Raw genomic sequence first — 23,987 nt, 5'->3', positions numbered from 1 at the left:
ATTATGCGAATACAGTCGAAGGCGCTTTGAATGCCAGAGGTAATTCAGCTTCATCTTCAAAGGTGACCAGATCCCAAGCAGATTCTTTAGCCAGAACCGCTTGCAGCAATTTGTTATTCAGTGCGTGGCCCGATTTGAATGCAGTGAATGCACCAATAATATTATGTCCACACATGAATAAGTCACCAATTGCATCGAGCATTTTGTGACGAACGAATTCATCTTCAAAGCGTAAACCATCTTCGTTGAGTACTTTATAGTCATCAACGACGATAGCACAGTCAAAACTACCGCCTAAGCATAGGCCTTTCGATTGCAGATATTCAATGTCACGCATGAAACCGAAAGTGCGCGCGCGGCTAATTTGGTTTACAAAAGATTCCGCAGAGAAATCCATTGCATAGCGTTGCGTGCTGCTATCAATTGCAGGGTGTTGAAAATCAATAGTGAAATCAAGGCTAAAGCCATTGTATGGAGACATTTCTGCCCATTTATCACCATCTTCAACACGTACAGTTTCTTTAATGCGTAAGAATTTCTTCGCACAATTTAATTCTTCAATACCGCCATCTAGCAGTAAGAAAACAAACGGTGCAGCACTGCCATCCATAATCGGGATTTCAGGCGCATTGACTTCAATAACAATGTTATCGATGCCTAATCCTGCTAAAGCAGCATTCAAATGTTCAACCGTCGAAATACGTACGTTATCTTCGTTGACTAAGCAAGTACATAACATCGTATCGCGAACTGATTTCGCATCTGCCGGAAAATCTACCGGTGGATTAAGGTCAGTACGACGGTAGATGACCCCGGTATTGGCCGGTGCCGGACGTAAAGTAAGCGTAACTTTCTTGCCGGTATGTAAACCAACACCAGTCGCTTTAATAATACGTTTAAGTGTCCGTTGTTTGATCATCGTATTTTCTCGCAATGTTATAAGTCCTACTGGCTATCTTAATTGATAACCAGTAGAAAATTTTAGCACAAAAAGCGGAAAAACCAATCTAATTAAAAATTAATCGGCCTGTTTACGCAAGAAAGCTGGGATATCTAAGTAATCCGGCTCTTTATTTACTTGTGTATTTTGGTCGTTAACGGCTTTTGCAGCTGGTTTTTCATCATTTAATGAAGACATGCTATTTTGCATTTGCTGATAGCGTTGCTCCATAGAAGCTTGTTGAGACATTTTATTGCTCACTAAAGTAATTTCTGGACGTTTGTCCATACCAATACCAGTAGCAACAACAGTCACGCGCAATTCTTCATGCATTTCTGGGTCTAAAGAGGTACCGATTACGACAGTCGCATTATCTGATGCGAATGCACGAATGGTATTACCCACTGTTTCAAACTCATCCAAGCGCAGGTCAAAACCAGCAGTGATGTTGACCAGAACACCGCGCGCACCAGACAGGTCGATATCTTCCAGAAGTGGGCTAGAAATTGCCATTTCAGCAGCTTCTTCCGCTCTATCTTCGCCACGAGCGACACCTGAACCCATCATCGCGTAGCCCATTTCTGACATCACAGTACGTACGTCAGCAAAGTCCACGTTCATTAAGCCTGGGCGAGTGATCAGCTCAGCGATACCTTGAACTGCACCTTTTAATACGTCGTTAGCCGCACCAAAAGCATCCAGTAAAGAGATACCACGACCAAGTACTTTCAGTAACTTGTCGTTAGGGATAGTGATCAGCGAGTCAACGTGCTTAGACAGCTCAGTGATACCCGCTTCCGCGAATGCCATACGCTTTTTGCCTTCGAAATTGAATGGCTTAGTCACGACAGCAACGGTTAGGATACCTAATTCTTTAGCCACTTCAGCAACGACTGGCGCTGCACCCGTACCAGTACCACCGCCCATGCCTGCAGCGATGAACACCATATCTGCGCCATCAAGAGCATTGCGCAGTGCTTCACGGTCTTCTTCTGCCGCATTACGGCCGACTTCTGGGTTTGCACCCGCACCCAGACCTTTAGTAATACCGGTACCGATCTGAATGGTTTGTCCGACTGCGGTTTTACGCAGGGCTTGTGCGTCGGTGTTGACTGCGAAGAATTCAACACCCTCGATGCGCTCGCGTACCATGTGTTCAACGGCATTTCCGCCGCCGCCGCCAACGCCGATGACTTTAATCACCGCATCGTTGGTTAGCTCCATTGGTTCAAACATAATGTCTCTCCGTTTTGTGCTTACTATTGAAGCTAATAATATGCTTCTAAATAAAAATTAAAATTCTTTTCTCAGCCAGCTGGTGAGCTTACTAAACCACCCGCTAACTGAAGCACGTTTTTCCGTCTCGGTATCATCGCCAAGGTGGCTTTCTTTACCGTAATGCAGAAGCCCTACCGCTGTGGAGTAGTACGGCTCCTGAGCATAATCCGTTAATCCTGTTATATTAAGTGGGGTACCGATTCTGACCTGTGTATGGAACACTTTTTGAGCGCATTCAACTAGCCCATCAATCTGTGCTGCCCCACCCGTCAAAACTATCCCTGCCGCTAAGTGGTGTTTGACACCTTGCTGGCGTAACTGTTCCTGTAAATTTAAAATTTCTTCATTCACTAAATTTAACAGCTCAGTATACCGTGGCTCAATCACTTCCGCTAAGGTTTGACGCTGTAAACTTCTCGGTGGACGACCGCCAACACTCGGTACTTCCACCGTTTCATCTTTACTCACAATCGAACCGACTGCACAACCGTGACGCACTTTAATCGCTTCGGCATCTGTTGGCGGCGTACCAAATGCGTAAGCGATATCACTTGTCACCACATTACCTGCATATGGGATCACTTTGGTATGACGCAAAGCACCACCCGTATATACTGCCATGTCCATTGTGCCGCCACCGACATCAACAACACAGACACCTAATTCGCGCTCATCTTCAGTCAACACACTGTAGCTTGCAGCAAGACCGGCAAAAATAAGCTGATCAACTTTTAACCCGCAACGCTCAACAGCTTTCACAATGTTCTTTGCCATATCGTTATGGCAAGTGATCAGATGAACTTTAGCTTGCATACGAACACCAGAAAGACCGACTGGATTTTTAATGCCTTCTTGGTAGTCAATCGCGAATTCTTGCGGGATAACATGCAAAATTCGGTGTTCGTCTTTAACTCGGACAGATTTCGCCGTATGAACGACGCTGTCTACGTCTTCTTGTGTCACTTCTTCTTCTGAAATTGGCACCATACCAATTTCATTTTGGCAGCTCACATGTTTACCTGATAATGCAAGGTAAACAGAAGAAATTTGGCAATCTGCCATTAATTCAGCTTGGTCAATCGCTCTTTGGACGCATTTAACAACCGACTCAAGATCGTTAACGCCACCTTTGTCCATTCCGCGAGATGGACAGCTTCCCACCCCAATAATATTAACCATACCATCGGGCAGAATTTCTCCTACAAGGGCTGACACCTTGGAAGTTCCAATTTCAAGGCCTACCACTAATTTTCTGTCCGTTGCTTTAATCATTTGCTTCTGCCTGTCTGCCTAATTTGAGTTATTAGCAATTTGTCTTATTGGAAGCCTTGCGGTGCGTCAACTAATAGAGGAGCCCACCCCACCGCTGCCCCACTGGTATAACGCAAATCAACATAGTCGACGCGTTTATCAGTCGTTTGCTGTAAGAGCGGATAAAGCTCGAGAAAACGGTTTAACCGCTCTAACACATCTTTTTTCCCAAGTTCGACTCTTACATCATTATCTAAAATAATCTGCCATGCATGGCGCGCTGTCATAGAAACGGATTTTAGTTTCAAGTTATTTTTCGCCAAAATACCACTTAGCACAGCAAATTCTTTCAAAACCTCTGTTTGGCTTCCTTGCGGACCATACAGCAACACATAATCGCCTTTACCATTTTGACTTGGTGGAAGGGTAAATACGCGCCCTTCTTGGTCGACCATGTTTTGGTCATTCCATCTTGCGTAGGGTTTGTACTCCGCAATATGGATTTTTAATTCATCCGGCCACTGTTTACGCACTGTCACTTGGCGTATCCACGGCATCATACTGATTTGGTTTTGAATCGCATTCACATCCACCGTCATAAAGGTTCCCGGCTGACCTAATGACAAAATTGCCTTTCGCACATCGTCATTGGTGGTGTAGTTACGCTCTCCCGTTAATATCAGTTTGGACATTGGCAGCCTATCGGCATCCTTCATCCAGTTCATCACAGTCCAGCCGCTCCACACAATGGTGCCGACAACCATCAGGAAGAAAATCAATCCGCCCAGAAAAGCCCCATTACTTGGTCTTGAGCGCGGATCTTCATCTTGCTGACCGCTATTGTGGTTATGATGCCTTACGTTTAACGCTGCCTGTGACATATCAACTAGCCAATTCCAAAATACGTACCACTAACTGCGAAAAATCCAAACCTGCTTGACGCGCAGCCATTGGAACTAAACTGTGACTGGTCATTCCTGGCGAAGTATTTACTTCGAGCAAATAGAATTCCCCGTCACTATCTTGCATCACATCAACCCGTCCCCAGCCACGACAGCCTACCGCTTGATAAGCTTGCATTGCGATATCTGCCAGTTTCGCTTCAAGGTTGCTTGTTAATCCACTTGGGCAGAAATATTGAGTCTCATCGGACAAATATTTTGCTTCATAATCATAGAAAATACCCGGTGGCTGAATACGAATCGAAGGCAAAACTTCGTCCCCCAGTACCGCTACCGTATACTCAGGACCACTTAACCACTTTTCAATCAACAATGTATCGTCAAATTGGAAAGCAAGCTCAATGGCTTCTGGCAGTGCATCCAGAGCATCAACTTTGCTCATTCCAACACTGGAACCTTCCAAACTCGGTTTAACGATAAGTGGCAGTCCTAAGTGCTTAACTTGCTGAGCTAACTGCTCTTTTTTAATATTAGTATATTTCTGCTTGTTAAGTGAAATATATGGAGAAACACTTAGTCCAGCCCCTTGCCAAAGTTGTTTGGTGCGTAGTTTATCCATACTCAGTGCAGATGCCATTACGCCACTGCCGGTGTATGGAAGCCCGAGAAACTCAAGCATTCCTTGGATCGTACCGTCTTCCCCGCCACGACCATGTAAGGCGATAAACGCTTTATCAAACCCAGCTTCTTTTAATGTCACAACAGGAAAATCTTGGGTATCAATTGGATGTGCATCAACGCCCGCTTGGCGTAATCCCGCCAATACAGCATTGCCAGACTGAAGTGACACTTCACGTTCAGCAGATGTGCCGCCAAAGAGAACCGCGATTTTTTCTGTCATGCTTATTCCTCAACCATCGGTGGCTGTAATTTCGTTTCTGCTAGGTTTTTGGCTATTTTACCAATATTTCCTGCGCCTTGAACTAAAATTAAGTCGTTATCATCAAGAACTTGTGCCAGCATATGTGAAACTTGTTCAGGTTCTGCCACAAAAATAGGGTCAACCTGCCCACGACCGCGGATTGTACGACATAATGAGCGGCTATCAGCTCCTGGAACTGGCTTCTCACCCGCAGAATAAACTTCCAGCATTAGCAAGACATCTACCTGCCCTAGCACGTTTGCGAAATCATCGTATAAGTCACGAGTACGCGTATAACGATGAGGCTGGAAAACCATAACGATACGTTTATCTGGCCAGCCTGCGCGAGCGGCTTTAATCGTGGCATCCACTTCTGTTGGATGGTGACCATAGTCATCCACCAGCATCACTTCGCCTTCTTTACCATTCACATTACGCAGCGCGTAGTTACCTAGGAAATCGAAACGACGACCTGTTCCTTGGAATTCCACGAGTGCGGACAGAATGTGTAAATCGTCGATACCTTCTTCGGTTGCTACCGCAACCGCTGCCGTTGCATTGAGCGCATTGTGGCGACCAGGTGCATTTAGCACAACAGTTAATTCTGGCATGCCTTCACGAGCAATCGTGAAAAAGCCTTGATTCCCTTTTTGCTCGTACTTGGTGATACGAACATCCGCATCGTCACTAAAGCCGTAAGTGGTAATGTAACGACCGATTTTTGGTAATAATGAGCGGATCACTGGGTCATCGATACACATCACTGCACGGCCATAGAATGGCAAGTTATGCAGGAAGTTGATGAAGGTATCTGTCAGGTTTTCAAAATTGCCCTGATAGGTATCCATGTGATCAGCTTCAATATTTGTCACAACTGCAACAAGTGGCTGTAAATGCAAAAATGATGCATCACTTTCGTCCGCTTCAGCGATTAAATAACGGCTGCTACCTAAGCGAGCATGGGTTCCCGCTGATTTCACTAATCCGCCATTCACAAATGTTGGGTCTAAGCCCGCTTGAGCGTAGATCCCAGAAATCATTGCCGTTGTCGTTGTTTTACCGTGAGTTCCCGCCACTGCGATACCATGACGGTAACGCATTAATTCAGCCAGCATTTCAGCACGGCGAATCACTGGGATACGCAGCTCTTTTGCAGCTTGAATTTCAGGGTTCTCTGCAGAAATAGCCGTAGAAACGACTACCACACTTGCATTTTCAACGTTTTCAGGACGATGGTTAAAATAGATAGTGGCGCCTAACTCAGTCAGTTGCTGAGTCACTGCATTAGGTGCTAAATCTGAACCACTAATTTCATAACCTTCGTTAGCCAACACTTCAGCGATACCACCCATGCCAGCACCACCGATGCCGACAAAATGAATGTGCCGTACTCTACGCATTTCTGGCACCGATGTTCTTAATTTCGCTAACTGTTGTGTATTCACTGTATTTCGCTTCTCTATAAATTCTGTCTACATTCTATTTTGTATGGTCAGGCTATTTCGCAACATCGCAAATAACCGCCGCAACACGTTCGGTTGCATCCGTGATGGCACAGCTATAGGCTTTATCTGCCATCGACAATAATTCGGCTCTATCCCACTTGTTGAGTAACTCAACAACAGCTTCGGGTGTAAATTGCGGTTGTTCAATAATCTTCGCAGCCCCTGCTTGTTCTAAAGGCAGTGCATTCCAATATTGTTGGCGGTCTTTATGCTGGAAAGGAACAAAAATCGCAGGTAAACCTGCCGCAGCTATCTCACTGACAGTTAATGCACCTGAACGACAAACCACAATATCAGCCCATGCGTAAGCTTGCGCCATATCATCAATAAATTCAGTCACTTTAAACTCAGAATTGCCTGAATTTTGCAAGCAATCATTATACAGTGCTTCTGTCGATTCCTTACTGCCTTTTCCAGCCTGATGCCAGATATTTAACTGTTTGCTCACATTTCCAGCGACTACAGGCATGACTTGATTTAAAATTCGTGCCCCTTGGCTACCACCTACAACTAATACGCGTATCGCGCCTTCACGACCAGCTAAGCGCTCTTGTGGCGCCGGCAATGCCAATACATCTTCACGCACAGGGTTACCTACAACGGGTGCCTCAGGGAATGCGCCAGGGAAAGCTTGTAAAACACGTTTAGCGATTTTTGATAACCATTTATTGGTTAATCCCGCGATCCCATTTTGTTCATGGAGAACAACAGGGACGCCACATTGCCAAGCCGCGATACCGCCGGGGCCAGATACATAGCCGCCCATACCAAGAACGGCATCAGGTTGATAGCGCTGAATAATCGCTTTCGCTTGGCGAATGGCTTTATAGATACGCCAAGGTGCACCAATTAATGCACCAATGCCTTTGCCTCTTAAACCCGAGATCTGAATAAACTCAATATCAATACCGTGTTTCGGTACTAAGGTGGCTTCCATGCGATCCGCAGTACCTAACCAGCGAATTTCCCAACCTTGAGCCTGCAAATAATGCGCCACAGCTAAGCCGGGAAAAACGTGTCCCCCAGTTCCGCCTGCCATAACGAGTAATTTTTTTGCCTGACTCATTTGGAACTCCTTACAAACGCCTGAGCTTTCTCAAGTCGTGTTTCATAATCAATTCTAAGTAACACAGCGATCGCCGCTGACATCACTAATAAACTCGACCCCCCGTAACTGATTAACGGGAGTGTTAAACCTTTCGTTGGCAACATGCCTGCCGCAGCTCCCACGTTAACCAATGCTTGGAAGGTAAACCAAATACCGATGGCACACGCGAGATATCCACCAAATAATTGCTTTGTCAGTAGCGCTCTACGTCCTACCATCATCGCTCTAAACGCCAGCATGAATACCATCAGTAACACCAGAACCACACCTACATAACCCAGCTCTTCAGCTAGTACGGAGAAAATAAAGTCAGTGTGTGCTTCCGGTAAATATTCTAATTTCTGTACTGAGTTGCCCAGACCTTGACCAAGTAGCTCGCCTCGACCAAACGCCATCAAAGATTGCGTTAACTGATAGCCACTACCAAACGGGTCATCCCACGGGTTTAAGAAGGATGTTACGCGGCGCAAACGATACGGTTCAAAGACAATCAAAGCCAGTACGCCTACACCACAAGCCGCGATACCGATGATAAACGGCGCTAAACGCGCACCGGCTAAAAACAGCAACCCTAACGTAGTCACAACCAGTACAACTACCGTTCCTAAGTCTGGCTGCAACAGCAGCAATAACGCCATCATGATCAAAATACACATCGGTTTTACGAAGCCGAAAAACTTGGTGCGCACTTCATCTGACTTACGAACTAAATAGCTGGAAACGTAACAAAACAACGCGAATTTTGAAATTTCTGCGGGCTGAATTTTCACAATACCGATGTCAATCCAACGTGATGCCCCGTTGACAGAACTACCAGCCACCAGCACCACTGCCAGCATGCCCAATGCGCCCATCAGCAAAATAAAACTGTATTTTTCCCATGTTGCCATCGAGACCCGCATTACCCCTAAGACCAGAAGAAATGCGACGACCAAATACACCACGTCACGCTTAGCAAAATAGAATGGGTCATCCGTTAATCGTTGTCCTACAGGCATCGATGCGGAGGTCACCATAATGAAGCCGATTGCCGCCAGACCGAATGCTAACCAAACCAATGTACGGTCGTAGAGCGTCGTGCCTGAAATCACGCCATTCTTTTCACCGATGATCCAGTTTTTTAAACGCAAAGCACCCGGTATGGTCATTAACCTAACTCCTTAGCGAGTTGAGCAAAAACATCACCTCGCTGCTCAAAACTTTTGAACTGATCTAAGCTGGCACATGCAGGGGATAACAGCACCATATCGCCCGATTTTAACAACGGCGCAATTTGGCGCATACTCTGTTCCATCGTATCTGTCAGCACAGATTTTTCTGGTGCGAGTTCCGCTAATTGCTGACCGTCACGACCAAAACAATATAAACGGTAGTTATCTGCCGAAATGTATTCTTTGAGCGGAGAAAAATCAGCTGATTTGCCATCACCACCCAACAATAAGTAAATGTTACCATCCACATGTAACCCATTGAGTGCAGCTTCTGTACTGCCCACATTGGTCGCCTTCGAGTCGTTGATCCAACGCACACCTCGGTTGAAAAAGACCAACTGGAAGCGATGAACTAAACCGGCATACTCTTTTAAGACTTTAAGGCTCGCATCACGCGGGATTGCCACGGTATCAGCTAAGGCTAATGCAGCCAGTGCATTCATATAGTTATGCTGCCCAGTCAGATGCATTTGCGCCACATCCAACACCTCTTCACCTTGAGCAACTAAGACACGTTTTTGCGTATCAAAGTAGTAATCACCGCTATTTAAACCAAAACTGGTGTATTGGCTAACACTCTGGTCATGTGGGAGCGTTAGCGGGTCTTGCGCGTTCACAATACAGTGTTGCGCATTATCATAAATACGTAATTTTGCTGCGCGATATTGCTCAAGCCCCAATGGATAGCGATCCATATGATCTTCAGTCACATTCAACACGGTAGCAGCTGCTGCACGTAGGCTAGACGTAGTTTCCAATTGGAAGCTAGACAGTTCCAACACAAACAGGCTATGCCCTTGATTGAGCAAAGAAACTGCAGGAATACCAATATTCCCGCCCACACCAACGGAAATTCCAGCTGCTTTCGCCATTTCTCCCACAAGGGAAGTTACCGTGCTTTTACCATTAGAACCTGTGATTGCGACAATCGGCGCATCCGCCTCACGGCAGAACAGCTCAATATCTCCCACAATTTCAATACCGTTGCTTGCAGCTTCCTGTAACTGTGGCGTTGCTAACGCAATGCCTGGGCTGGCAACAATCAGATCCGCTTGTTGCAGCCATTCATTATTTAAGCTGCCACTATGACAAACAACATTCTCAGGCAGTTTATCAACACCAGGTGGCACAGCGCGGGTATCCATCACGCGAGGAACAACCCCACGAGCAAGGAAAAAGTCAACGCAGGAAAGCCCGGTTAAACCTAAGCCGATAATCACTACGTTTTTACCCTGATACTGCTGAGCCTGTGAACCAATCATCTTAACGCACCTTCAATGTTGCTAGTCCAATCAGAACTAACATGAGAGAGATAATCCAGAAACGCACGATAACGCGTGGTTCCGGCCAACCTTTCAATTCATAGTGATGGTGAATTGGTGCCATACGGAAAATTCGTTGACCACGTAATTTGAAGGAGCCAACTTGTAAAATCACCGACAGTGTTTCAACCACAAACACACCGCCCATGATCACTAATAAGAATTCTTGGCGCAGTAAAACAGCGATAGTTCCTAATGCTCCACCTAATGCCAAAGAGCCTACATCACCCATAAATACTTGTGCTGGGTAGGTGTTGAACCATAAGAAGCCTAAACCTGCCCCAACAATCGCCGTACACACAATCACTAATTCCCCCGCGTGCGGTAAGAATGGAATGTGTAAATAGTTAGCAAAGTTAACGTTACCCGTTGCCCATGCGACTAACGCAAAACCTGCGGCAACAAACACGGTTGGCATAATCGCTAAACCGTCTAACCCATCGGTTAAGTTAACGGCGTTACTGGTTCCAACGATAACGAAGTAAGCCAGTAAAATGTACAGCACACCTAATTGCGGCATCACATCTTTAAAGAATGGAACCACTAACTGAGTTGCTGGTGTATCTTTACCAATCGCATACATAGAGAATGCAACAACGAGCGCCAATACTGATTGCCAAAAGTATTTCCAACGTGCAATCAAACCACGGGTGTCTTTTCGAACGACTTTGCGGTAATCATCAACAAAACCAACAATACCGTAGCCCACTAAAACCAGCAGCACACACCAGACGTATGGATTATCCAAACGCGCCCATAACAGCACTGACATGCAGATAGAAAATAGGATTAAAATCCCACCCATCGTTGGCGTGCCACGTTTACTAAAGTGAGATTCAGGGCCCTCGTTACGTACCACTTGCCCAATTTGCATTTTTTGCAAATAAGCTATCAGGTGCGGCCCCATCCACAGAGCAATAACTAATGCTGTCAGCAAACCGACAATGGCTCTGAACGTCAAATAGGAGAAGACGTTAAAAGCAGAAAATTTATGAACCAATAATTCGGCTAACCAGACTAACATTCGAAGCACTCCTTCAATGCATTCACGACATCTTCCATCGCGGAGCTGCGTGAACCTTTAACTAAAATAGAAACAACATCATTCTGCTGTGCTAGCGGAATTAGTCGGGTTAATAAATCTTGTTTCGCGGTAAAATGCTCACCACGTTCGCTAGATTGGCTAATGATTTCGCTTAACTGTCCAACACTAAGAACTTTATCCAAACCCGCTTGCTTCGCGGCTAAACCAACACGTTCGTGGCACTCATGGGCATAATCACCAAGCTCCCCCATGTCACCGACAACCAAAATGCGATAGCCCGGCATTTTCGCCAGCACATTAATCGCTGCAATCATCGAACCATCATTGGCATTATAGGTATCGTCCAGTACGACTTTCGTCTCACTTAAACTCACTGGGAATAAACGCCCAGGTACCGCTTTCGTGGTAGCTATACCTTGTTTGATATCTTCTAAGGTTGCTCCCACAGAAATGGCTAATGCACTTGCCGCTAAAACATTGGCAATGTTATGTACACCCGGTAATGGCAATGTGATCTCAACCTGCCCTACCGGCGTATGTAGCGTAAAATCGGTTGTCAGCTGTTTGATTTGAATATCTGAAGGATAGAAATCCGCTTTTTCAGTCAGCGAGTAATACCAAATGGTTTGACGAGGGTTAAATTGCCACTTATCCGAGTAGCTATCTAAGTTCACAATCGCCGTGCCTTCTTCTGGCAGACCTTGGTAGATTTCACCTTTGGCTTTAGCAACGCCTTCTGGGGAACCAAAACCAGCAAGATGCGCACCAAATAAGTTATTCACTAATGCAGTTTCTGGCTTAACAATGTTGGTCGTGTATTCAATTTCATGTGGGTGATTAGCCCCCATTTCGATCACGGCAAATTGGTATTCATCCGTTAAACGGAACAGCGTCAGTGGAACACCAATATCATTATTCAAGTTACCTGCGGTATATAAGGTTTTACCGCGTTGCGCCAGAATCGAGGCAGTCATCTCTTTCACAGATGTTTTGCCAGAAGAGCCAGTCAACCCAACCACTCTCGCTTTAGATTGTTGGCGAACCCAAGCGGCGATTTGCCCCATCGCGATACGCGTATCTTCAACAATCACCTGTGGGCAGCTCACTTCCAGTTGATGGTCAACTAACAGTGCTGCGGCACCCGCATCCACCACTTGAGCGGCAAAATCATGGGCATCAAAACGCTCGCCTTTTAAGGCAATAAACAGGCAGCTAGCGTCGATTTGACGGCTATCGGTACTCACGTTTAATAACGCTAATTCGTTATTGCTCGCTTTTTCAATACGACCGTGAGTGATTTGTGCCAGCTGGGTTAAGGTCATCGGGATCATGCCATCACCCCCAACAATCTTGCGACAGTCAAGCGGTCTGAATAATCTAAACGGCGAGAACCAATAATTTGATAATCTTCATGACCTTTACCCGCCACTAAAATCACATCATCAGGTTGTGCTTGTAAGATAGTGTTGGTAACGGCTTCTGGGCGCCCTGGGATCGCAAATACGCGGCTAGAATCCAAAATACCCGCCATGATGTCGTTGATAATATCCAGCGGATCTTCGCTGCGAGGGTTATCGTCGGTGATCACGACTTTATCAGCGTATTGTTCAGCAGAAGCACCCATCAGAGGGCGTTTGCCTTTATCTCTATCACCGCCACAACCAAAGACACACCACAGCTTGCCTTTACAATGTAAACGCGCAGCCGCTAACGCTTTTTCTAATGCGTCAGGGGTATGAGCATAATCCACAACCACAGTTGGTTTGCCTGCAACGCTGAAAACTTCCATACGGCCACAGACTGGCATTAATGCGCCGGTTGTCGCTAAAAGCTTCTCTAATGGATAATCCATCATCAATAGCGTCGCCATCGCCAGCAATAAGTTGCTTACGTTAAACGCCCCCATTAATGGGCTTTCAAACGAACCTTCACCCCAACTTGACATGAAATGAATAGTTGCGCCTTTATCGTGATAATCCACGTCGGTGGCTTTTAACCATGGACCTTGCCAGTTAGCTGGAATACGATTCTCCATCGTCACCGCACAAGCTTGCGGCAAACGCTGCAACCACTTCAGCCCGACTTCATCATCAGCATTAATAATTTGAGTTTTGGTTTGATGAGTAGAAAACAGTAACCATTTAGCGGCTTCATAGTTAGCCATATCACCATGATAATCAAGATGATCACGGCTTAAGTTAGTGAACACTGCCGCATCAAATTGCAGCGCAGCAACACGACCTTGCACCAAGCCATGAGAAGAAACTTCCATCGCCGTCAACGTCGCTTTTTTATTCAGTAATTGAGTCAGTTCTAATTGGATATCAACAGCGGAGCCTGTGGTGTTCTCGCTTGGAGAAACTTTCCCCAGTAGCCCATTACCTACCGTTCCCATCACTGCTGATGTTTCGCCTAATCCTTTTGCCCATTGCGCAATTAATTGCGTGGTGGTGGTCTTACCGTTGGTCCCCGTCACACCCACTAATTTCATTTGGGATGAAGGTTGATGGTAAAACTCACCCGCTAATGCGGATAAACGATTGTTTAGGTCGTTAAGATAAATGACAGGCACACCATGAATAAAGCGAATTTCGCCTTCTTCTGCTTCGCCTTGTGCTTCTGCGATAACCGCAGAAACCCCTTGTGCGATAGCTTGAGGAATATAGTGTCTACCATCTGACTGATGGCCTTTTATAGCAATAAACAGATCGCCCGCGGCAGCCTTTCGACTGTCTAGCGTCATCTCTCGTAAAGAGATATTTGTTGTACTCACACCAAATGGGGCGAGGAGTTCACAAAGATTACGATCTGCCACTTTTAACCTCTTTTTGACTGTTCACGATTTCACTTTTATCGTCTGTTTGCAATGCATCAGGCTCGACGTTCATGAGACGTAAAACCCCGCCCATGATAGAACCAAAGATAGGTGCAGATACTGCACCTCCGTAGTACTTACCGGCTTTTGGATCGTTGATTAACACAACGAGGGCATAGCGCGGGTTGCTTGCGGGAGCAACCCCTGCGGTATAAGCGATATATTCATTGATATAGCGCCCTTCAGGTCCGACTTTTTTCGCGGTACCTGTTTTAATTGCAATACGATAGCCTTTAATTGCGGCACGTGTTCCCCCGCCACCTGGCAGAGCAACACTTTCCATCATATGCACAACGGTGCGCATTATTGGCTCAGGAAACACTCGCGTCCCCGGAACAGGCGGGTCGACTTTAGTAATCGATAACGGGCGATATATCCCAAAACTACCGATCGTTGCATAGGCACGCGCAAGTTGTAATGGAGTCACCATCTGCCCGTACCCGAAAGAAAAGGTGGCCCTTTCTAAATCTGACCACCGTGTTTTTTTACTTGGAAAGATGCCACTACTTTCCCCGACTAACCCCAGATTAGTCGGCTTGCCAAACCCAAAGCGGCTATACACGTCCACCAGCTCTGTAGCAGGCATCGCTAACGCTAATTTTGAAACACCAACGTTACTCGACTTCTGTAAAATACCCGTAATGGATAACTCTGCGTAACGCGCAACGTCTTTGATTTCATGACCATTAACGCGGTACGGATAGGTATTTAATACGGTATTTTCTTTTATAATTTTGTTTTGTAGCGCACTCATGACGACAAGTGGCTTCACGGTTGAACCCGGTTCAAAAATATCCGTGATAGCACGGTTACGCATGAAATCCATCGGCGTACCCGCGAGATTATTTGGGTTATAGGATGGACTGTTTGCCATCGCTAAAATTTCCCCAGTATTCACATCCACCAGGATTGCCACACCGGACTCAGCTTTGTTCTCTTGAACGCCTTTCGTCAGCTCGCGATACACAATAGATTGAATACGCTCATCAATACTGAGCATCAAATTATGTGCTGCTTGGCTATCGACGGAAGAGACGGTCTCAATCACGCGTCCATTACGATCTTTACGTACCGTACGTTCACCCGGAGAGCCTTTTAACCAACGGTTAAAGCTTTTTTCCACCCCTTCAATGCCTTCACCATCGATATTTGTTACGCCTAATAAGTGGGCTGTAACCGGACCTGATGGGTAATATCGGCGAGATTCTTTACGTAAATAGATCCCCGGAACTTTTAGTTTGCGGACATATTCACCGATGGAGGGATTAACTTGACGAGCGAGGTAAACAAAGCGCCCTTTCGGGTTAGCAGAAATTTTGGTGGTGATTTGCTCAAGAGGAATATCTAATGCATCGGCGAGCGCTTTCCAGTGTTCATCGTTACTGACGCCGCCTTTTTCAAAAACTTCTTTAGGATCAGCCCAGATAGCGTTAACCGGAACACTGACTGCTAATTGGCGACCTTCACGGTCACTGATCATTCCTCGAGCCGTTGATACTTCTTGAACGCGAAGGGAGCGCATATCTCCCTCTTTAACCAGTTTTTCAGGGGCAATAATTTGTAGGTACGCAACGCGAGTCAACAACCCTGCTAGTGCCAACCCAATACATCCACACAACAAAACAAAACGCCAGCGAACAAAGCTGGTGACTTCTTCTGTTTTCTTGTTCTTAGCGGGTTTGGTTGCTTTCATTCTTAACCTTCGTTATTGCTTGGAAACAATAATGTTTTCTTGGGATGGCTCCACATGAACCATTTGTAATTTCTCAACAGATAAACGCTCAACACGGCTGTGACTGGCTAACGCATTCTCTTCAAGAATCAAGTTTCGCCATTCGATATCGAGAAAATCTTTTTCTTCGTACAACTTATCTTTGGCGGCGGTCAGCAGTCGTGTTTCATGAGCGGTGGTCACCACAAACACAGCGCTAATCACTATCGCGGCTAGCAAAATCATCGGAATAATTCCGTAACGAAATAAATCGCGACCGATGACTCTGGCTAAACTGTGTCTTTCTGGTGTCATTACTCTACCGCTCTCTCTGCAAAACGTAACACCGAGCTACGTGCTCGTGGGTTTTCGTCAACTTCAATCTCGGAAGGCTTCATTTTGCCTAATGCGCGTAATTTAGCGGCACCTAGCTCTTTAATTTGCGCTTCTGTCAGCGGGATCCCCGCAGGAACAGAAGGTCCGGTACTGTTTTGACGAATAAAGCGTTTTACTAATCTGTCTTCCAATGAATGGAAACTGATCACGGATAAACGCCCTTCAGGTGCTAAAACAGACATCGCACCATTTAATGCTTTCTCAATCTCTTCCAGCTCGCTATTGATATAAATACGAATCGCTTGGAAGCTGCGGGTTGCTGGGTGCTTATGTCGGTCTTTAATCGGACTGACTTTGGCAATCAGCTCGGCCAAATGACGCGTACGCGTTAGCGGCTCTTCTTCTGGATTATGGTTACGCTCAACGATGGCTCTTGCGATGCGCTTTGCAAAACGCTCTTCACCAAATGTTTTTAATACCCATGCGATGTCGTCAGCTTCTGCCGTCATCAGCCATTGCTGCGCTGATTGACCACGCGTTGGGTCCATTCGCATATCCAGTGGTCCATCACGCATAAATGAGAATCCACGCTCTGGGTCATCTAACTGCGGCGAAGAGACACCGAGATCCAGCAACACACCATCAATCTTGCCCACTAAGCCTTCTTCTTCCACATAATCTGCAATTGCTGAAAATGGGCCATGCTTAATTATAAAACGAGGGTCATCAATTCCTTGAGCGGCTTTAATCGCCTCTGGGTCACGGTCAATGGCAATCAAGCGACCTTGCTCTCCCAGTTGGCTTAAAATCAAGCGAGAGTGTCCACCGCGACCAAATGTGCCATCAATATAGATACCATTTGGTTTAAGATTTAAGCCGTTCACTGCTTCATCGAGCAGTACTGTTACATGTTTAAATTGCTGCTGTGTCATTGTTATAGTGACAAATCCTGTAGACGGGCGGACAGCGGTTCGTCGGCTAGACGCTCAGCAGCGATGTCATTTTCCACTTGCTGGTACCACATCTGTTCATCCCAAATTTCAAATTTATTTATTTGGCCCACCAACATGACCTCTTTTGTTAGCCCTGCGTGTTGACGCAGCGTGCTAGCTAGCAAAAGACGTCCTGCATTGTCTATCTGACATTCACTGGCATGACCAAGTAAAAGGCGCTGTACTCGACGTTCTGCGGGATTCATGGTGGATAACTTAGATAGTTTTTCCTCAATGATTTCCCATTCGGGTAAGGTATAAAGCAGCAGGCATGGCTGGTGAAGGTCAATGGTACATACCATTTGCCCTTTCGATTCCTCGCTCAGCATTCCTCGATAACGAGTAGGCACGGTTAGCCGCCCTTTGCTGTCGAGATTAACCAGTGTAGCCCCACGAAACATACCTGATTTTTCCCCTTTATTTCCAACTGCCCCACTTTACCCCACAATTCTCCACTTATAAAGTTTACGAATGGTATGAAAACGTTGTCAAGCCAGCCGCACGTAGCTTTAGCTTTATTTACAGAACGTTTTAGAAAAGAAAAAGTGGGAAAAAATCTTACTTGGAAAGAAAAAGAGAAATAACGAGTTGATATAATTCACTTATTTATAAAACGCAGGTAAAACATATTTAAATCTATTTCATTGCTGCAAAATCATACAAATTTGAGTAAATGATATATACGTCTCATTTTTAATCAGTTTATTTCGTGTCTATTTTTTACCTTTTGATCATCATTTATTGATGATTATTTAAACAAAACTACCAAATAATACGTATTTCAATATAAAATCATTATATTTCAACACATTAAATAACTGTTTTAATTCACAGTGTTATTTTGCTGACAATAATTTGCTCATTGTATTTATCGGTTTTTTTATGGGTAAATAAAAAATTAATTTGTCAAAAAAACAATCGATGCAAAATAATCAAAAAAAGTATTAGGAAAACTCCTAAAGTGAAATATTTACAGGATAACGCAATAAAAAAAATCGCAATCACCCATAAATTTCACCAAAAAAAAGCCCCTAATAGATAGGGGCGGATATATTACTAAGAATCTTGGTTAACATCACTAACTATTAAACTGGTTTTTTCACCATTGGGTAAGGTTTATCCACTACTGTTTGCGACCTAAACTACCACGGCGACATAAGTCCCTGCGAATTCGACGAATTCCAGTTTCTGGCTTCTGCTTCTCATCTAGGCTGGCTAATACCAATTCTAAAATACGCTCTGCGATATCGCGGTGACGCTGAGCAAGAGACAGCACAGGGCAACCGAGGAAATCCAGCAATTCGTTATCACCAAAAGTACTGATAACCATATTTTCGGGTAACCGACCATTGCGTTTCAATGCCACATCCAACACGCCTTGCAGCAAAGAAAATGACGTTGTAAATAACGCATCCGGCATCGCGTTACCGCTATCTAGCCAATGAGAGAAAACATCTGCTGCAGCATCGCGCTCATAACTATTGGCGTAGAGATAATTGACTTCACGAGAGTCCCCTTCCCATGCCTTACGGAAACCTTGCTCACGTAAATAGCTAACAGAAAGTTCAGGTAATGCCCCGAGATACAAGACCGATTCAGCTGAGAATTTTCGTAATTCTTTAGAGATCATCAGCGCATCTTCTTGGTCATCACCGACCACGCTAATGAAATGCTCTTTTTCTAATGCTCTATCCAGCGCGATGATAGGTAGTGAACGGTTTGCCCAACGCTGATAAAACGGATGTTCAGGAGGTAACGCGGTAGACACAATAATCGCGTCAACTTGGCGCTGAAGCAAATGTTCCACGCAACGAATTTCGTTGTCAGGTTGGTCTTCTGAACACGCAATTAAAAGCTGATATCCGCGCTGACGAGCCTGTCTCTCCAGATAATTGGCTATACGGGTATAGCTCGTATTTTCAAGATCAGGGATCACCAACCCGATAGAGCGAGTGCGACCTGCGCGTAACCCTGCAGCGACTGCGTTTGGATGGTAATTGTGCTCTCTGACGACTGCCATCACTTTTTCTACAGTTTTATCGCTGACTCGATACTGCTTGGCCTTGCCGTTGATCACATAACTAGCCGTTGTGCGGGAAACACCCGCTAGACGGGCTATCTCATCCAGTTTCACGTTAACCTCTTTGCAATTTGGGAAACAGCCCCGAGTCATTCGGGGCTTTAATCCGCTCTATTCTACCTGCGGCGGATAAATTTTTCATCGCATAATTTTATCGCCACGAGAAACGCCAACGATCCCTGAGCGTGCAACTTCAACAATTTCAGCAACACCACGCACAGCTTCAAGAAATGCATCTAGTTTATCGCTTGTTCCCGCGAGCTGAACGGTGTACAGCGTTGGTGTCACATCCACAATTTGCCCACGGAAAATATCGGCACTTCGCTTAATTTCATCACGTCCATAACCGGAGGCTTGCAGCTTCACTAGCATGATTTCACGCTCGATATGGGCTGACGCAGTCAGCTCGCTCACTCGCAGCACATCCACCAGTTTATGTAGCTGTTTTTCAATCTGCTCTAGCACCTTGGCATCCCCTTTTGTCTGGATGGTCATCCGTGACAATGTCGGATCGTCGGTCGGTGCTACGGTCAAGCTTTCGATGTTATAACCGCGCTGTGAAAAAAGCCCAATCACGCGAGATAGTGCCCCTGATTCATTCTCTAATAACACTGATAAGATACGACGCATGATCAAGTCCTCTCCGTTTTACTTAACCACATTTCATCCATTGCTCCACCACGGATTTGCATTGGGTAAACATGCTCAGTTTCATCAATATTAATATCTACAAACACCAGACGCTGGTTTTCATTCACTTCGACTAGCGCTTGTTTCAGCTTATCTTCAAGTTCATCTGGGGATGCGACTGAAATACCCACATGCCCGTAAGCCTCAGCTAATTTTGTGAAATTCGGCAATGACTGCATATAGGATTGCGAGTGACGACCTTGATAAATCATGTCCTGCCACTGTTTTACCATGCCAAGGAAACCGTTATTCAGGTTCAAAATCAACACCGGCAAACCATATTGCAGCGCGGTCGAAAGCTCTTGGATGTTCATCTGAATACTGCCGTCGCCAGTCACGCATACCACGGTGGATTTCGGGTGAGCCAGTTTCACCCCCAAGGCTGCAGGTAAACCAAAGCCCATGGTGCCTAAGCCCCCTGAGTTAATCCAATGACGCGGTTTATCAAACGGATAATAAAGCGCAGCGAACATTTGGTGTTGCCCCACATCTGACGTCACATAGGCTTCACCGTTGGTTAAGCGGTAAATAGCCTCAATGGCTTGTTGTGGCTTCACTTTGTTTGGATTTAATGCATATTTTAGACACTGTTTTTCGCGCCAAATACCGATTTCCTTCCACCATGCTTGTAGTGCCGCAGTATCTTGCTCGGCAGCTGCATGGTCTAGTTGAGCAATCATCTGTTCTAACGTGAGTTTTGCATCACCAACAATAGGAATATCCGCTTTGACTGTTTTCGAAATTGAGGTTGGATCCACATCAATTTGAATCACAGTGGCATTCGGACAATATTTTTCTAAGTTATTGGTTGTACGGTCGTCAAAGCGAACACCAACAGCAAAAATCACATCAGAATGATGCATCACTTTATTAGCTTCGTAGGTACCATGCATGCCGAGCATACCCACAGATTGTTGGTGAGTTTCAGGGAATGCGCCTAGCCCCATCAATGTTGATACCACGGGTAACTGAAGTTTTTCAGCTAATGTCATTAGCTCCGCAGAGCAATTGGCATTGATCGTACCGCCACCGATATACATCACGGGCTTCTTCGCTGCGACTAATTTGGTCAGCGCTTTCTTAATTTGACCTTTGTGCCCCTGTAAGGTCGGATTGTATGAGCGCAGTGAGACGGATTCAGGATAGCGATAAGGGAATTTAGCGGCAGGATTCACCGTATCCTTTGGAAAGTCGATCACCACAGGTCCTGGGCGCCCACTCACCGCAATATAAAACGCTTTTTTGATGGTTTCAGGGATCTCTTTCGCGTGTTTAATGAGAAAACTATGCTTCACGATTGGGCGCGAAATACCCACCATATCGCACTCTTGGAATGCATCGTTCCCAATCAATGAGCTGGCAACCTGCCCCGATAAAACCACCATGGGTACGGAGTCCATATATGCGGTAGCAATACCCGTTATCGCGTTGGTTGCGCCAGGTCCTGACGTTACCAACACCACGCCGACATCCCCTGTTGAGCGCGCATAGCCATCTGCCATATGCACCGCAGCTTGTTCGTGACGCACTAAAATATGCTCTACGCCACCCACGGTATGCAGTGCATCATAAATATCGAGAACTGCGCCCCCCGGATAGCCAAATACGTGCTTAACTCCTTGGTCAATCAATGATTTGACGACCATTTCTGCTCCCGACAACATCTCCATGAGTTTGCCCTCAGACTATTTGCAAGTTAACAGAGAGCCGTACGACCCTCTTTAATTTTTATTAAGTTAGTCATAAATTCAGCTATTAACATATCCCTACCATTTGTGGGACGCAAATTTGATTTCACAGAGAAATTAAGGAAGATTTCATTTTGTCTTGAACATGAAAATTCGGCAGATTCATTGACTAGTTTTCAATCAAAATAGAGCGGAAATAACTAAAAGGTAAGCAAAAATAGTGGCAACGCGATTTTACATAAATAGCAGGTAAAACAAAGCCCTTCAGGGATAACTCCTGAAGGGCTTGGAAAATATGATTAAATATCAAATTACTCTTGATACATGGATTCAATTTCTAATCGGTAGCGCTCTGAAATAATTTTACGGCGTAATTTCAGTGTAGGCGTTAATTCCCCTTTCTCCATTGAGAAGTTGCTTGGTAACAGTGTAAAACGCTTCACTTGATGGAAGTTTTCCAGATTTTTTTGCAGCTCTTTGAGGCGACCTTCAAACAACGCGACAATTTTAGAATCTTTTAACAGTTCCAAACGATCACGGTATTTTAAGTTAATTGAATTTGCATACTCTTCAAGGCTGTCATAGCAAGGCACAATCAGCGCAGAGACAAATTTACGTGCATCGGCAATGACGGCAATGTGCTCAATAAAACGATCTTGACCTAAAACACCTTCGATAACCTGTGGCGCAATATATTTCCCGTTAGACGTTTTCATTAAATCTTTTAGTCTATCCGTAATATATAAGTTGCCCTGCTCATCGATTTTTCCGGCATCCCCTGTACGTAACCAGCCATCAGCCGTGAATGTATCTATCGTTTCTTGTGGGCGATTATAATAGCCTTTCATAACGACAGGGCCTTTAACTTGGATCTCGTCATTTGCTCCAATACGCACAGAAATGGCAGAAAGCGGCGTACCAATAGAGCCTAATGGGTATTTATTCGCTTCCCAACACGAAACTGTCGCGCAGGTCTCACTCATCCCATAGCCATATTTAATATCCACACCCGCAGATAAGAAAAATGCAATCACATCATCATCGAGACGCGCGCCCGCCGCTGGCATAAAACGAATACGACCACCGAGCCCTTGGCGAATTTTGCTCAGAACCAGCTTATCTGCCAATGCATATAAGCGGTTGTTGATAAATGAAAGTGATTTACCTTTTGCCATCGCCTTCACTTTTTGTTTCCCTATCGCAATCGCCCATTTGAAAATTGCACGACGCATGAAAGGCGATTGCGATACTTTACTTTGTACTGCACTGTAAACTTTCTCATAGAAACGCGGTACGGCACACATCACCGTTGGTTTAACATCAGTAAGAGCCTCTTTCACCAAATTAGTATTGGTTAAATAGACATTGCGCGCGCCGCTGTGCATGACATAAAAACTCCATGCACGTTCAAAAACGTGGGAAAGTGGTAGGAAACATAATGAAACATCGTCTTCGGACAGTTCTAAACGGTTGTCATGAAGATAAAGCTGGGCTGCCATATTGTAGTAATCCAGCATCACCCCTTTCGGTTCACCCGTGGTGCCCGAGGTATAAATAATGGTGAATAAATCACTTAAATTTTGAGCCGCAATTCGCGCATCTAATTCAGCTTGATATTGAGGCTGAGCGAGGGACATAAATGTCGATAAGTGCATGCTGTTAGCCACTTGCCCATCTAATGCAACATTATCGTCTAATGCAATGATAGCGGAGAGCTGTGGGCAATGTGTGAGTAATTGGCAAGCAACTTGGTATTGTTCTTGAGCACCAACAAAGAGGATCTTAATGTTGGCGTCATTAATGATATAGGCGGCTTGATCAATGCTGCTTGTGGCATAGAGAGGTACCGTCACGGCTTTGATTTGTAGTGCCGCGATATCGACCAAAGACCAATTCATACTATTATGAGCAAAAAGCCCAATATTCTCTTGCGGGGCAACGTTCATCGCCAAAAGCTGACGGGCAATCGCGGTGGTTTTAGTGTCTACTTCCGCCCAAGTCAATTCTGATTGATGTCCGTTGTCCCATTGACTGAAAGCTATCCGATCCGCTGACTCGCTCGCGTCCATTCTGGAACGTATGCGGTTAACAATATGATATGGATATAGATTTTCAGTAATCAAAGTGTATT

The 23,987-nt window shown here is 45.3% G+C and carries 20 protein-coding genes; all 20 read right to left on the bottom strand.

The genetic code is table 11. The features are described from left to right. Position 1 precedes the first annotated feature (1 nt). The 20 genes from lpxC to GKR71_RS13590 all read right to left on the bottom strand — a co-directional run bounded on the left by lpxC (position 2) and on the right by GKR71_RS13590 (position 23,925). Complete coding sequence (gene lpxC / locus GKR71_RS13685) at positions 2–919, bottom strand: UDP-3-O-acyl-N-acetylglucosamine deacetylase (RefSeq protein ID WP_006660764.1); 918 nt, start codon at positions 917–919, stop codon at positions 2–4. A 99-nt stretch (positions 920–1,018) separates the two neighbouring features. Continuing rightward, positions 1,019–2,176: a cell division protein FtsZ gene (ftsZ, locus tag GKR71_RS13680; protein ID WP_036951193.1), complete on the bottom strand. Its 1,158-nt coding sequence runs from the start codon at positions 2,174–2,176 to the stop codon at positions 1,019–1,021. Positions 2,177–2,233: 57 nt separating this feature from the next. Continuing rightward, positions 2,234–3,490, bottom strand: coding sequence for a cell division protein FtsA (gene ftsA, locus GKR71_RS13675; RefSeq protein ID WP_036951194.1), 1,257 nt, complete (start codon positions 3,488–3,490; stop codon positions 2,234–2,236). A gap of 44 nt (positions 3,491–3,534) precedes the next feature. Beyond that, the gene (gene ftsQ, locus GKR71_RS13670) at positions 3,535–4,350 is read right to left on the bottom strand and encodes a cell division protein FtsQ (RefSeq protein ID WP_036951195.1); all 816 of its coding nucleotides are present in this window, start codon (positions 4,348–4,350) and stop codon (positions 3,535–3,537) included. Between the two features lies 1 nt (position 4,351). Beyond that, complete coding sequence (locus tag GKR71_RS13665; RefSeq protein ID WP_154600048.1) at positions 4,352–5,272, bottom strand: D-alanine--D-alanine ligase; 921 nt, start codon at positions 5,270–5,272, stop codon at positions 4,352–4,354. A 2-nt stretch (positions 5,273–5,274) separates the two neighbouring features. Beyond that, a complete protein-coding gene (gene murC / locus GKR71_RS13660) occupies positions 5,275–6,693 on the bottom strand; it encodes a UDP-N-acetylmuramate--L-alanine ligase (protein WP_154600130.1) in 1,419 nt (472 codons plus the stop codon). A 97-nt stretch (positions 6,694–6,790) separates the two neighbouring features. Then, the gene (gene murG, locus GKR71_RS13655) at positions 6,791–7,864 is read right to left on the bottom strand and encodes an undecaprenyldiphospho-muramoylpentapeptide beta-N-acetylglucosaminyltransferase (RefSeq protein WP_036951198.1); all 1,074 of its coding nucleotides are present in this window, start codon (positions 7,862–7,864) and stop codon (positions 6,791–6,793) included. Then, positions 7,861–9,054: a cell division protein FtsW gene (gene ftsW, locus GKR71_RS13650; RefSeq protein WP_036951199.1), complete on the bottom strand. Its 1,194-nt coding sequence runs from the start codon at positions 9,052–9,054 to the stop codon at positions 7,861–7,863. The genes murG and ftsW overlap by 4 nt, the downstream gene beginning before the upstream one ends. After that, positions 9,054–10,379 (bottom strand): UDP-N-acetylmuramoyl-L-alanine--D-glutamate ligase, encoded by a 1,326-nt coding sequence (murD, locus tag GKR71_RS13645; protein WP_036951200.1) that lies wholly within the window; start codon positions 10,377–10,379, stop codon positions 9,054–9,056. The genes ftsW and murD overlap by 1 nt, the downstream gene beginning before the upstream one ends. 1 nt (position 10,380) lies before the next feature. Then, positions 10,381–11,463, bottom strand: a complete 1,083-nt coding sequence (gene mraY, locus GKR71_RS13640; RefSeq protein ID WP_036951201.1) for a phospho-N-acetylmuramoyl-pentapeptide-transferase — start codon at positions 11,461–11,463, stop codon at positions 10,381–10,383. Further along, entirely contained in the window at positions 11,457–12,815 is a 1,359-nt protein-coding gene (gene murF / locus GKR71_RS13635; RefSeq protein ID WP_154634441.1) for a UDP-N-acetylmuramoyl-tripeptide--D-alanyl-D-alanine ligase, read from the bottom strand. The genes mraY and murF overlap by 7 nt, the downstream gene beginning before the upstream one ends. Next, on the bottom strand, positions 12,812–14,299 hold the full coding sequence (gene murE, locus GKR71_RS13630; protein WP_230085085.1) for a UDP-N-acetylmuramoyl-L-alanyl-D-glutamate--2,6-diaminopimelate ligase: 1,488 nt from the start codon (positions 14,297–14,299) through the stop codon (positions 12,812–12,814). The genes murF and murE overlap by 4 nt, the downstream gene beginning before the upstream one ends. Beyond that, positions 14,286–16,052, bottom strand: coding sequence for a peptidoglycan glycosyltransferase FtsI (gene ftsI / locus GKR71_RS13625; RefSeq protein ID WP_036951204.1), 1,767 nt, complete (start codon positions 16,050–16,052; stop codon positions 14,286–14,288). Before ftsI ends, murE begins: the two co-directional genes overlap by 14 nt. A gap of 12 nt (positions 16,053–16,064) precedes the next feature. Further along, positions 16,065–16,385 (bottom strand): cell division protein FtsL, encoded by a 321-nt coding sequence (gene ftsL, locus GKR71_RS13620; protein WP_036951205.1) that lies wholly within the window; start codon positions 16,383–16,385, stop codon positions 16,065–16,067. Further along, on the bottom strand, positions 16,385–17,338 hold the full coding sequence (gene rsmH, locus GKR71_RS13615; protein WP_154609419.1) for a 16S rRNA (cytosine(1402)-N(4))-methyltransferase RsmH: 954 nt from the start codon (positions 17,336–17,338) through the stop codon (positions 16,385–16,387). The genes ftsL and rsmH overlap by 1 nt, the downstream gene beginning before the upstream one ends. A 2-nt stretch (positions 17,339–17,340) precedes the next feature. Beyond that, the gene (gene mraZ, locus GKR71_RS13610) at positions 17,341–17,799 is read right to left on the bottom strand and encodes a division/cell wall cluster transcriptional repressor MraZ (RefSeq protein ID WP_036951207.1); all 459 of its coding nucleotides are present in this window, start codon (positions 17,797–17,799) and stop codon (positions 17,341–17,343) included. 722 nt (positions 17,800–18,521) lie between these two features. After that, positions 18,522–19,532: a catabolite repressor/activator gene (cra, locus tag GKR71_RS13605; RefSeq protein ID WP_036951208.1), complete on the bottom strand. Its 1,011-nt coding sequence runs from the start codon at positions 19,530–19,532 to the stop codon at positions 18,522–18,524. Positions 19,533–19,616: 84 nt separating this feature from the next. After that, entirely contained in the window at positions 19,617–20,108 is a 492-nt protein-coding gene (ilvN, locus tag GKR71_RS13600; protein ID WP_036951209.1) for an acetolactate synthase small subunit, read from the bottom strand. Between the two features lie 2 nt (positions 20,109–20,110). After that, complete coding sequence (gene ilvI / locus GKR71_RS13595) at positions 20,111–21,838, bottom strand: acetolactate synthase 3 large subunit (protein ID WP_154609418.1); 1,728 nt, start codon at positions 21,836–21,838, stop codon at positions 20,111–20,113. A 329-nt stretch (positions 21,839–22,167) separates the two neighbouring features. After that, entirely contained in the window at positions 22,168–23,925 is a 1,758-nt protein-coding gene (locus GKR71_RS13590) for an AMP-dependent synthetase/ligase (protein WP_108478395.1), read from the bottom strand. Positions 23,926–23,987: the final 62 nt, after the last annotated feature.

It is taken from the genome of Providencia sp. wls1922 (assembly GCF_009706505.1).
GTDB classification, from domain to species: Bacteria; Pseudomonadota; Gammaproteobacteria; order Enterobacterales; family Enterobacteriaceae; genus Providencia; species Providencia lanzhouensis.
This window is presented reverse-complemented; position numbering and strand designations above follow the sequence as displayed.

Excerpts from the sequence above, each read along its gene's own strand:
- mraY (WP_036951201.1), bottom strand. The coding sequence starts at position 11,463 with ATGTTAGTCTGGTTAGCCGAATTATTGGTTCATAAATTTTCTGCTTTT.
- murG (WP_036951198.1), bottom strand. The coding sequence starts at position 7,864 with ATGAGTCAGGCAAAAAAATTACTCGTTATGGCAGGCGGAACTGGGGGA.
- ilvN (WP_036951209.1), bottom strand. The coding sequence starts at position 20,108 with ATGCGTCGTATCTTATCAGTGTTATTAGAGAATGAATCAGGGGCACTA.
- ftsL (WP_036951205.1), bottom strand. The coding sequence starts at position 16,385 with ATGACACCAGAAAGACACAGTTTAGCCAGAGTCATCGGTCGCGATTTA.
- ftsI (WP_036951204.1), bottom strand. The coding sequence starts at position 16,052 with ATGAAAGCAACCAAACCCGCTAAGAACAAGAAAACAGAAGAAGTCACC.
- murD (WP_036951200.1), bottom strand. The coding sequence starts at position 10,379 with ATGATTGGTTCACAGGCTCAGCAGTATCAGGGTAAAAACGTAGTGATT.
- mraZ (WP_036951207.1), bottom strand. The coding sequence starts at position 17,799 with ATGTTTCGTGGGGCTACACTGGTTAATCTCGACAGCAAAGGGCGGCTA.
- GKR71_RS13590 (WP_108478395.1), bottom strand. The coding sequence starts at position 23,925 with ATGGACGCGAGCGAGTCAGCGGATCGGATAGCTTTCAGTCAATGGGAC.
- ftsQ (WP_036951195.1), bottom strand. The coding sequence starts at position 4,350 with ATGTCACAGGCAGCGTTAAACGTAAGGCATCATAACCACAATAGCGGT.
- ftsZ (WP_036951193.1), bottom strand. The coding sequence starts at position 2,176 with ATGTTTGAACCAATGGAGCTAACCAACGATGCGGTGATTAAAGTCATC.
- murC (WP_154600130.1), bottom strand. The coding sequence starts at position 6,693 with ATGCGTAGAGTACGGCACATTCATTTTGTCGGCATCGGTGGTGCTGGC.
- rsmH (WP_154609419.1), bottom strand. The coding sequence starts at position 17,338 with ATGACACAGCAGCAATTTAAACATGTAACAGTACTGCTCGATGAAGCA.
- murF (WP_154634441.1), bottom strand. The coding sequence starts at position 12,815 with ATGATCCCGATGACCTTAACCCAGCTGGCACAAATCACTCACGGTCGT.
- lpxC (WP_006660764.1), bottom strand. The coding sequence starts at position 919 with ATGATCAAACAACGGACACTTAAACGTATTATTAAAGCGACTGGTGTT.
- ftsW (WP_036951199.1), bottom strand. The coding sequence starts at position 9,054 with ATGACCATACCGGGTGCTTTGCGTTTAAAAAACTGGATCATCGGTGAA.
- GKR71_RS13665 (WP_154600048.1), bottom strand. The coding sequence starts at position 5,272 with ATGACAGAAAAAATCGCGGTTCTCTTTGGCGGCACATCTGCTGAACGT.
- ftsA (WP_036951194.1), bottom strand. The coding sequence starts at position 3,490 with ATGATTAAAGCAACGGACAGAAAATTAGTGGTAGGCCTTGAAATTGGA.
- ilvI (WP_154609418.1), bottom strand. The coding sequence starts at position 21,838 with ATGGAGATGTTGTCGGGAGCAGAAATGGTCGTCAAATCATTGATTGAC.